The organism is Phyllobacterium sp., from assembly GCF_037994425.1.
GTDB lineage: Bacteria > Pseudomonadota > Alphaproteobacteria > Rhizobiales > Rhizobiaceae > Phyllobacterium.
Genome location: NZ_JBBNAM010000267.1, coordinates 1 through 9,001 on the forward strand (window position 1 = coordinate 1; position 9,001 = coordinate 9,001).

Here is a 9,001-nt window from a genome sequence, read left to right on the forward strand (position 1 = left end):
TCGAAAAGGCCAGGACACATCTCGGATTTCTGCCAAACACGCCGTTTGCCGATGGACTTCTTCAAACCGCAAAGTGGATGAATGAAGAATTTTTTGGCTATAGCCGCGCCGCAGACAACCCTCGAGGCTTCTGATTGTTACGCCGCCAAAGGCTACTGTGACGACGATTCGAAGGCCAGAACATCGTTAGGAGTGCTCGACGTCTGGGGCTTTCGATCAACGGACAGTGATGGTCGTTACAAATTGTTCATCCAGCGGACAGGTTAGCGTAAGTTCCGACCGGGTATCTCCTCAGGTATAGAGGGCCGACCATCGGCTGTCATCCAGGAGATCGCGCGTATGTCAAAAGTTTATAAGTCATCCACTTACCGGGCCGGTGTGGCCGCAGCTTTGTTGTCGTCGGCGCTTGTCGGCGGCCTCGCTGCTACTGCCCCGCTGGCAGCCATTGTGCCGGCTCAGGCTGAGGCGGTCCATGTTTCCGGTCATGCAGAATTCGGATTCGCGGACGTCGTCGAAAAAGTCGGCCCCGCAGTCGTTAGCGTCCGCGTCAAGGGCATTGCTTCGCAGACGGCCGACGAGGATTCGGCAATGCCTGGTCTGGACCAGCTGCCCGAGGGCATGCAGCGCTTCTTCGGCCAGAGGGACACGCAACAGCATAAGGCTCCGCGCGACCAGAACAAGCCGGAGCGTATCCGTCCGACTGCGCAGGGTTCGGGATTCTTCATCTCGGAAGATGGTTATCTAGTCACCAACAATCACGTCGTTGAGGACGGCAGCGCCTACACGGTTGTGCTTAATGATGGCACCGAACTTGACGCCAAGCTCGTCGGAAAGGACAGGCGCACTGACCTCGCCGTACTGAAGGTAGATGATAAGCGCAAGTTTTCCTATGTCGGTTTTGGTGGTGACGAGAAGGTCCGCGTTGGCGAATGGGTGGTTGCCGTTGGCAACCCGTTCGGCCTCGGCGGCACCGTGACCGCGGGCATCGTCTCGGCCAGCGGCCGCGACATTGGTGCAGGCCCTTATGACGACTTCATCCAAATCGATGCCGCCGTCAACAAGGGAAACTCCGGCGGCCCGGCCTTCAACCTCAACGGCGACGTCGTCGGCGTCAACACGGCGATATTCTCCCCTTCCGGCGGCAGCGTAGGCATCGGATTCGCGATCCCCGCGCAGACTGCAAAGCTCGTCGTGGATCAGCTGATCAAGAGCGGCTCCGTACCCCGCGGCTGGATCGGCGTTCAGATACAGCCGGTGAGCAAGGAGATTGCTGATTCGCTTGGACTGGCCAAGGAGGAAGGCGCGCTCGTGGCCGAACCTCAGGCTGACGGCCCGGCTGCGAAAGCTGGCGTTGCGGCCGGCGACGTTATCACCGCCGTCAACGGCGACACAGTGTCCGATCCGCGTGACCTTGCCAAGAAGATCGCCGCGGTCGAGGCCGGCAAGGACGTCGAGCTGACAGTATGGCGCGACGGCAAAGCCAAGGCGGTCAATGTCGCCATCAAGGCAATGCCAGGTGACGACACGGTGGCGGCCGCCACCCCGCAGGACGCAAAGCCATCTGCCTTGGACGATTTTGGGTTGACGGTCATGCCCTCCGAGGATGGCAAGGGACTGGTCGTGACGAACGTCGACCAGGACGGAGACGCCGCCGATAAGGGCATATCGGCCGGCGACATCATTGTGTCGGTCAACAACCAGCCCGTCAAATCGGGCAAGGAAATCGAAAGCGCATTTGCAGAGGCGGCGAAGACCGGTCGCAAGGCTGTACTCCTCCAGATACAGTCCAGGGACCAGTCGAGATTCGTCGGGTTGCCGATCAACCAGCAGGGATAAATTCCTGCCCGACAATCAAGCCTGAGGCGGCGCTTGGACGTTGCTGCCTCGGGCACGAACCCACTCATGAGTGTTGGTTTTCCGCTACCTGGTAGTTCTATCGCGTCGCCATCCAGGCTGCCGTATATCGGTAGGACGGACGGTAAGGTGTTTTGGCTCGCGTCGATGGCGGCTAGCTCCCGCAATGTTTCACCAGGCCCGACAAGAGAAAAGAAGACGGCTAAAACAGGTTTGGAAAACTCCAGCGAAATGTGCTGGGGTGTCATCCAGGATGCAAGAATTCGGTGGATTTGAGATCCCCAGAGTGGCATGGCATGAGCACGGCACGCAGCAATGTTGGCGAACGCCATGATCAGCGCGATCGAAAGCGCCTCCGTCAGGCGCTTGACCATTGTCGCGGGATGAACGTTGCATTTTCTCGGCGACATTTGGTTCATTGCGTTGTCGATTGCGATGTATCGGCTGCCAAAATGATGGCCAGGCATCCTGGAGTTGTGTGCAATTCATTTCTTTGGCACTATTTTCGTGCCAGGGGCGGACACTCATAGTCGTCAGCGTTTTTTCCGTGCGCCGGAATTTCGATCCAGCGCTCGGTTGCGCCATCGAAACATTCCTGCACCACGGGAAAATGGAGGGTTTCGCCAACTTTCAGGTCAGGGGTCCAAAATGCCCCCGAAAAAACGAACTCGGCATACTCATCGTCAGCAAGATTTGCGTTGCGCCAGACGAGCTCGGTTACGCCCTCGTCCGTTGCTTTCCCATAATAGTCGTAGGACCGTGCGTACTTCGACTTGACCTTCTCGAGTTTCCATCCGGCTTTCGGCATTGGCTTGCTCGCAATGACGCCCTCAGGGATCTGCACCCGAAGCTTTATGGTTGGCCCTCCGTCGCACCCCACGAGGTATGCGCAGGACAGCCTTCGGCCTCGGGGTCCTCAAGCGAGATGTGCGCGAACGCTACAGCCCCTGTCATCAAAAGCACCGCGCCCGTGACCGATCCTTTCAGCATCGTATGTTCCTTCAGAGTCCTAACGCCCCGATCATCGAAGGCCGATGGGTACCAAAGTGGAACGGGTCGCCTGCACTATTGATGTCCTTTGTGTTGCGGGGAACCCAAAGAGTAGAGGAGCCTTTCCATCAGGAGTTATTACGACGCGTTCGAGATTATCTCTTTGACGTGCATCAAGTAGCTTAGAGTTGATCGAGTTTATCAAGTTTAATGCCGTCGACTGATTGCAGGCCCGAGTAAAATTCAAGCTCATCGAAGAAATTACGAAAATAAATTCATCTCAATTACACGAGGAAGTTGTACCGGCAGACTACCGACCTGTCTTCGAGCATGATAGGTTGGTGATGCGATCCGTGCCTTGGGAGGAGACTTAGTGTCCAAACCACCCGACCTGCCCGTGCCGCCCCGGCGGCGGGCGGAGATCATCACATTCCTGGTGCTTGCATTCGGCATTTGGCCGGTTGTTGCCGTGGGTGTCGTCGGTGGCTACGGCTTCCTTGTCTGGATGCTCCAGATCATACTTGGGCCGCCCGGCCCTCCCTCGCATTGAGGTAGGCATTATGACGGCGACAAAGATTTCAAGACGCGGGTTGTTTCAAGGCAGGCAGACGGCCGGATTTCGCCGCATCCTTCCGCCCGGTGCAACTGACGTTGGTCTGCTCGCCTGCAGCGGGTGTGGCAATTGTGCGGATGCATGTCCGACCCATATCATCAGCATTGTCGGTGATTTGCCGTCGCTCGATTTTTCGACTGGCGAATGCACATTCTGCGGCGAATGCGCGAACGTCTGTCCGGTGCAGGTTTTCTTAGGCGAATCACCGTACCGTTTTTCGCATGTTGCCCTGATCACTGACAACTGTCTGGCCCAAAATCGGGTCGAGTGTCAGGCCTGCCGCGATGCCTGTCCCGCGCAGGCGATTCGGTTTCGCCCTCAGATCCGCGGACCATTTTTGCCCATACTCGAGGATGAGGTCTGCAACGGTTGCGGTGCATGCATCAGTGTCTGTCCCGTGGCTGCCATTGAAATTCGGGAACTTTCGCAGGAGGCGGTCCATGCGTGACAGGGCGAACACCTATCACATTTCAAGCGCCGTCATCATGACGCGGCCGGCAATGCAAGATGCCGTGCTCGCACGTCTCGAAGAATTGGAGAATGTCGAGGTTCATGTGCATCAGGGCAACAAGATCGTCGTCGTGATCGAGGGGACGAGCACGGGGATTCTCGGCGACTGCCTGTCGCAGATATCCGCCCTTGACGGGGTCGTGGCGGCAAACATGGTTTTCGAGCATATCGAAACGGAGGAGACCGGAAGCAATGAGCGAACTGACGCGGCGTGAAGTACTCAAGGCGCAGGCGGCTGCAGTTGCTGCGGCGGCGGCAGGCATCACGTTACCTGCCGCGGCGCAGCCGGTGCCGGGCGGGGTCAACGCCCTCGAAATCAAATGGTCGAAGGCACCCTGCCGGTTTTGCGGAACCGGATGCGGGGTTATGGTCGGCGTCAAGGAAGGCCAGGTCGTCGCAACACACGGAGACATGCAGGCCGAGGTCAATCGCGGCCTCAACTGCATCAAGGGCTATTTCCTCTCCAAGATCATGTACGGCGCTGACCGCCTGACGACACCTCTGTTACGCAAGAAGGGTGGCGTCTTTAGCAAGGACGGCGAGTTCGAGCCTGTTACCTGGGACGAGGCCTTAGACGTCATGGCCGAACAGTGCAAGAAAGTGCTCAAGGAAAAAGGGCCGACGGCCGTTGGCATGTTTGGGTCAGGACAGTGGACGATATTTGAAGGGTATGCGGCCACCAAGCTGATGCGTGCCGGGTTCCGCTCCAACAATCTCGATCCCAATGCCCGGCACTGCATGGCCTCGGCCGCCTATGCATTCATGCGCACCTTCGGCATGGACGAGCCAATGGGTTGCTACGACGATTTCGAGAATGCCGACGCGTTTGTGCTGTGGGGCTCGAACATGGCCGAGATGCATCCGATCCTGTGGACGCGGATTGCCGACCGTCGTCTCGGCCATGAACATGTCAAGGTCGCGGTTCTTTCGACCTTCACCCACCGCAGCATGGACCTTGCCGACATCCCCATCGTTTTCAAGCCGGGGACCGATCTTGCGATCCTCAACTACATCGCCAATCACATCATCCAGAGCGGGAGAGTGAACGAAGAGTTCGTCAGAAACCACACGACGTTCATGCGCGGGGCAACCGATATCGGCTATGGTTTGCGTGCCGACAACCCTCTTGAGGTCAAAGCGAAAAACGCGTCCGATCCTGCGAAAATGGAGCCCATAGATTTTGAGGCGTTCAAGTCGCTTGTATCCGAATATACGCTGAATAAGGTGTCGGAACTTTCAGGGGTTGATTCCGGATTTCTGGAGGAGCTTGCCGAGCTCTATGCAGATCCCAACCGCAAGGTCATGTCGCTTTGGACCATGGGGTTCAACCAGCATGTGCGGGGCGTGTGGGCCAACCAGATGGTCTACAATCTCCATCTCTTGACAGGCAAAATCTCAGAACCTGGCAACAGTCCATTTTCCTTGACCGGCCAGCCATCAGCCTGTGGCACGGCACGTGAAGTGGGCACATTCGCCCATCGGCTACCAGCGGACATGGTGGTCACCAACCCGGAACACCGAAAGCACGCCGAGGAAATCTGGCATGTGCCGCATGGTATTGTGCCGGACAAGCCCGGCTATCACGCTGTCGAGCAGGACAGGATGCTGAAGGACGGCAAGCTCAATTTCTATTGGGTTCAGGTCAACAACAATGTGCAGGCCGCGCCCAACACCAGCAACGAGACATATCAGGGATACCGCAATCCCGATAATTTCATCGTGGTTTCAGAGCCCTATCCGACGATTACGGCGATGAGCGCCGATCTGATACTGCCCACCGCGATGTGGGTGGAAAAGGAGGGCGCATACGGTAATGCTGAGCGGCGCACCCATGTCTGGCATCAACTGGTGCAGGCACCGGGAGAGGCGCGTTCGGACCTGTGGCAACTGGTCGAGTTCTCCAAACGCTTTACGACGGATGAGGTCTGGCCCGCCGAAATCCTCGATGCCAATGCGGATTATCGTGGCAAGACGCTTTACGAGGTGCTGTTCAGCAATGGGGTCGTCGACCGCTTCCCGGCGAGCGAAATCAATGCTGACTATAGCAACAACGAGGCAAAGGCGTTCGGATTCTATATACAAAAAGGTCTGTTCGAGGAGTATGCAACCTTTGGCCGTGGTCATGGACACGACCTTGCACCTTACGATCGCTACCATGAGGAACGTGGATTGCGCTGGCCTGTTGTCAACGGCCAGGAGACGAAGTGGCGCTATCGCGAGGGTTATGATCCTTACGTCAAAGAAGGTGAAGGCGTAAAATTCTACGGGCGGCCCGACGGCAAGGCCGTCATTCTCGCGGTGCCCTATGAGCCTCCAGCCGAATCTCCCGACGATGAATTCGATATCTGGCTCGTCACCGGACGCGTGCTCGAACACTGGCATTCCGGCTCGATGACCATGCGTGTTCCTGAACTCTACAAGGCCTTTCCCGGGGCCCGGTGTTTCATGAATGCGGACGACGCACGCAAGCGCGGCATCAATCAGGGTGCTGAAGTGCGGATCATTTCAAGGCGCGGAGAAATCCGTTCCCGCGTGGAAACCCGTGGTCGCAATCGCATGCCGACCGGTGTGATCTTCGTGCCGTGGTTTGATGCCAGCCAACTCATCAACAAAGTCACCCTTGATGCAACGGATCCCATCTCCAAACAGACGGATTTCAAAAAATGCGCTGTCAAGATCGTCTCGGTCGCATAGCCCATCGACCAGGATGGGTGCTGATCATCGTTACAATGGTTCTGTTCGTGGGGCCTGCGGCAATAGCGCAGATGGTGCCTGCGCTATCTGGTCCCGATCAGGCAATGGAGGAAATTCCCGCACCGCCCATACCAAAATGGACGGTCGATGATATTCGCAAGATGCGGGCCTACCCGGACCAGCCCCCGGTCATCCCGCACTCGATCGAGGGTTACCAATTGTCCGTGAACACCAATCGCTGCTTATCGTGCCACAAGCGCGAGTTTACGCAAGGGTCTGGTGCCCCGATGATCAGCGTCACGCACTATATGACCAGGGAAGGTCAGATGCTGGCGGACGTCTCGCCGCGACGGTACTTCTGCACGGCTTGCCATGTACCCCAGGCCGACGTGCGGCCTCTCGTCGACAACAAATTCAAAGACATGAGCGAATTGGGCTTCAAGCCGGCGGGGAGCGAATAGCGCGCGATGGAATGGGTAAGAAAAAGCCTGGCCTGGGTTTGGAAGGTCCTGAGCACGCCTGCAGCGACACTTAGCCTGGCATTCCTGACGCTGGGGGGGTTCGTTGGCGGGGTGATGTTTTGGGGTGCGTTCAACACGGCGCTGGAACTGACCAACACGGAGAAGTTCTGCACGTCTTGCCACGAAATGAAAGACAACGTTTATGAGGAACTGACGCGCACGATCCATTTCTCGAACCGTTCAGGCGTGCGCGCATCCTGCCCCGACTGCCATGTGCCCCATCAGTGGACGGATAAGATTGCCCGAAAAATGCAGGCCTCGAAGGAGGTTTGGGGCAAGATTTTTGGTACGATCAATACCCGCAAGAAATTTCTCGATCACAGGCTCGAACTGGCGCAAAACGAGTGGGCCCGCCTGAAGGCGAACGACAGTCTCGAATGCCGCAATTGCCATTCGTCCGTGGCAATGGACCTTTCCAAGCAGACACAGCGGGCGGCGGAAATCCATACCCGCTATCTCCTTTCCGGCAAGGCAACCTGCATCGATTGTCATAAAGGCATTGCCCACGACCTGCCGAATATGCAGGGTATCGACCCGGGATGGAAAATGCCTCCTGAGCTTGAGGACACGGACCGTCCCGCTGCGTCGGCCATTGAGGACCTCAAGCGGGCCATCGCTGATGCACACAGTCAGGTATTTGCGGACCAATAGCATTCGCCGCCAAAGGTATCCGCAAGATCGTTCGCCTTTTGGCCTCAGTTCACTTCAGGTTGCGGGGTGTGTCGTCGTCGGCCATACCCTCCCTGAAGCTCTTTATGCCTTTGGCAACGTTGTCCATGAGTTCCGGAATCTTTCCGCGGCCGAACAGGAGAACCACGACGGCGAGGACGATCATCCAGTGCCATACGCTCAAGGAGCCCATCAGCAATACTCCATTTTTACCTGATCTGCTGTCACGGAGACGAAAGGTCGAGGCGAACGGCCGGTTTGCCCGCTCCTTTTGGACCCGGCGGCGAGGAATTCCCCGCCGCTCGTCGCAAACGCGGCCGATTTACGAACCGAGTTTGGCGATGTCCGCATCAAGACGCTCCCGCGCCTTCTTCGGCAGCGTGGCCGCCTTTACGGTTTCAAGATTGCCGGGAGCATCGCCGACCACGACTAATCCAACCATGCCCATGCCGACATGAGGCGCGCACTTGATCGCATAAGCCCCGGGGGCGTCAAACGTCTGCTTGAAAGTCTCACCCATCTTGCTTTTGAAAGCGGTTGCGCCCTCGGGGATCATGTCCTTGATGGATTCCACATTGTGGCCTTTGTCTGTCGGGATAAAGGTTACCGTGTCGCCCTTTGCAACTTTTACGAAACCGGGCTCAAAGACCATTGCGCCATCGCTGCCCTTGTTGAGCATATGAACCTCAAAGTCCGCGGCGAACGCCGGCGCGGCCAACAGGGACACGCCGATTGCAGCGCCAGCGAATATTTTCAAGACCGATTTGGTCATTTCGTACTCCTTGTTATCGAGACCCCGAGGTCCCTTTTGTAGTGGGATTAAGCCTCTTGGCATTGCCCGTCTTTGGTCTCACGCAAACAGCAAAGACCTTCGGCAAAGCACCTTCATCACCGACATCGGGGCGTTGAGTACTATGGGTTATTTGTCATCACGAGGTGAGAAACGACAGATCGAGCACACGGCCGGCTTCAGCAGAGCGAGGATGAAGTGATGCTTATCTTACGTCTTGACGTGGACACGACATGGCGCGCAATCGAGGCTGGGACCCGCGAGGCGAAGCCTCCCCAACGGGTCAGGCTCAATTGCAAATCCTTTTTGATTTTGCGTCACTGTGGATGGTTGCGCATCGAACGGGGGGCTGAGCTTTAC

11 protein-coding genes are annotated in these 9,001 nt (G+C 57.2%); 7 read left to right on the plus strand and 4 right to left on the minus strand.

From position 1 onward, the window contains the following. The first annotated feature begins 339 nt into the window (after positions 1 to 339). Positions 340 to 1,836, plus strand: coding sequence for a Do family serine endopeptidase (locus AAAB35_RS18250; RefSeq protein WP_340669697.1), 1,497 nt, complete (start codon positions 340 to 342; stop codon positions 1,834 to 1,836). Positions 1,837 to 2,353: 517 nt separating this feature from the next. Here AAAB35_RS18250 and AAAB35_RS18255 read toward each other — a convergent pair. Together AAAB35_RS18255 and AAAB35_RS18260 are read right to left on the minus strand one after the other, a co-directional pair. Next, on the minus strand, positions 2,354 to 2,734 hold the full coding sequence (locus AAAB35_RS18255; RefSeq protein ID WP_340669698.1) for a DUF1775 domain-containing protein: 381 nt from the start codon (positions 2,732 to 2,734) through the stop codon (positions 2,354 to 2,356). Then, a complete protein-coding gene (locus tag AAAB35_RS18260) occupies positions 2,707 to 2,844 on the minus strand; it encodes a hypothetical protein (RefSeq protein ID WP_340669707.1) in 138 nt (45 codons plus the stop codon). Before AAAB35_RS18260 ends, AAAB35_RS18255 begins: the two co-directional genes overlap by 28 nt. A 373-nt stretch (positions 2,845 to 3,217) precedes the next feature. Between AAAB35_RS18260 and napE the strand changes: the two genes are divergently transcribed. Genes napE through AAAB35_RS18290 form a run of 6 tightly spaced genes read left to right on the plus strand, consistent with a single transcriptional unit; the run spans position 3,218 to position 7,833 of the window. Beyond that, on the plus strand, positions 3,218 to 3,394 hold the full coding sequence (gene napE / locus AAAB35_RS18265; RefSeq protein ID WP_340669699.1) for a periplasmic nitrate reductase, NapE protein: 177 nt from the start codon (positions 3,218 to 3,220) through the stop codon (positions 3,392 to 3,394). A 10-nt stretch (positions 3,395 to 3,404) separates the two neighbouring features. After that, entirely contained in the window at positions 3,405 to 3,905 is a 501-nt protein-coding gene (gene napF / locus AAAB35_RS18270; RefSeq protein WP_340669700.1) for a ferredoxin-type protein NapF, read from the plus strand. Further along, on the plus strand, positions 3,898 to 4,182 hold the full coding sequence (locus tag AAAB35_RS18275) for a chaperone NapD (protein WP_340669701.1): 285 nt from the start codon (positions 3,898 to 3,900) through the stop codon (positions 4,180 to 4,182). The genes napF and AAAB35_RS18275 overlap by 8 nt, the downstream gene beginning before the upstream one ends. After that, positions 4,160 to 6,661, plus strand: coding sequence for a periplasmic nitrate reductase subunit alpha (napA, locus tag AAAB35_RS18280; protein WP_340669702.1), 2,502 nt, complete (start codon positions 4,160 to 4,162; stop codon positions 6,659 to 6,661). The genes AAAB35_RS18275 and napA overlap by 23 nt, the downstream gene beginning before the upstream one ends. After that, on the plus strand, positions 6,631 to 7,122 hold the full coding sequence (locus AAAB35_RS18285) for a nitrate reductase cytochrome c-type subunit (protein ID WP_340669703.1): 492 nt from the start codon (positions 6,631 to 6,633) through the stop codon (positions 7,120 to 7,122). The genes napA and AAAB35_RS18285 overlap by 31 nt, the downstream gene beginning before the upstream one ends. A 6-nt stretch (positions 7,123 to 7,128) precedes the next feature. Then, a complete protein-coding gene (locus tag AAAB35_RS18290) occupies positions 7,129 to 7,833 on the plus strand; it encodes a cytochrome c3 family protein (RefSeq protein WP_340669704.1) in 705 nt (234 codons plus the stop codon). A 49-nt stretch (positions 7,834 to 7,882) separates the two neighbouring features. On the opposite strand, the gene AAAB35_RS18295 is transcribed toward AAAB35_RS18290, so the two are convergent. Both AAAB35_RS18295 and AAAB35_RS18300 read right to left on the minus strand, forming a co-directional pair. Beyond that, a complete protein-coding gene (locus tag AAAB35_RS18295) occupies positions 7,883 to 8,044 on the minus strand; it encodes a twin-arginine translocase TatA/TatE family subunit (protein ID WP_340669705.1) in 162 nt (53 codons plus the stop codon). A gap of 129 nt (positions 8,045 to 8,173) precedes the next feature. After that, positions 8,174 to 8,623, minus strand: a complete 450-nt coding sequence (locus AAAB35_RS18300) for a pseudoazurin (RefSeq protein ID WP_340669706.1) — start codon at positions 8,621 to 8,623, stop codon at positions 8,174 to 8,176. Between the last annotated feature and the right edge of the window lie 378 nt (positions 8,624 to 9,001).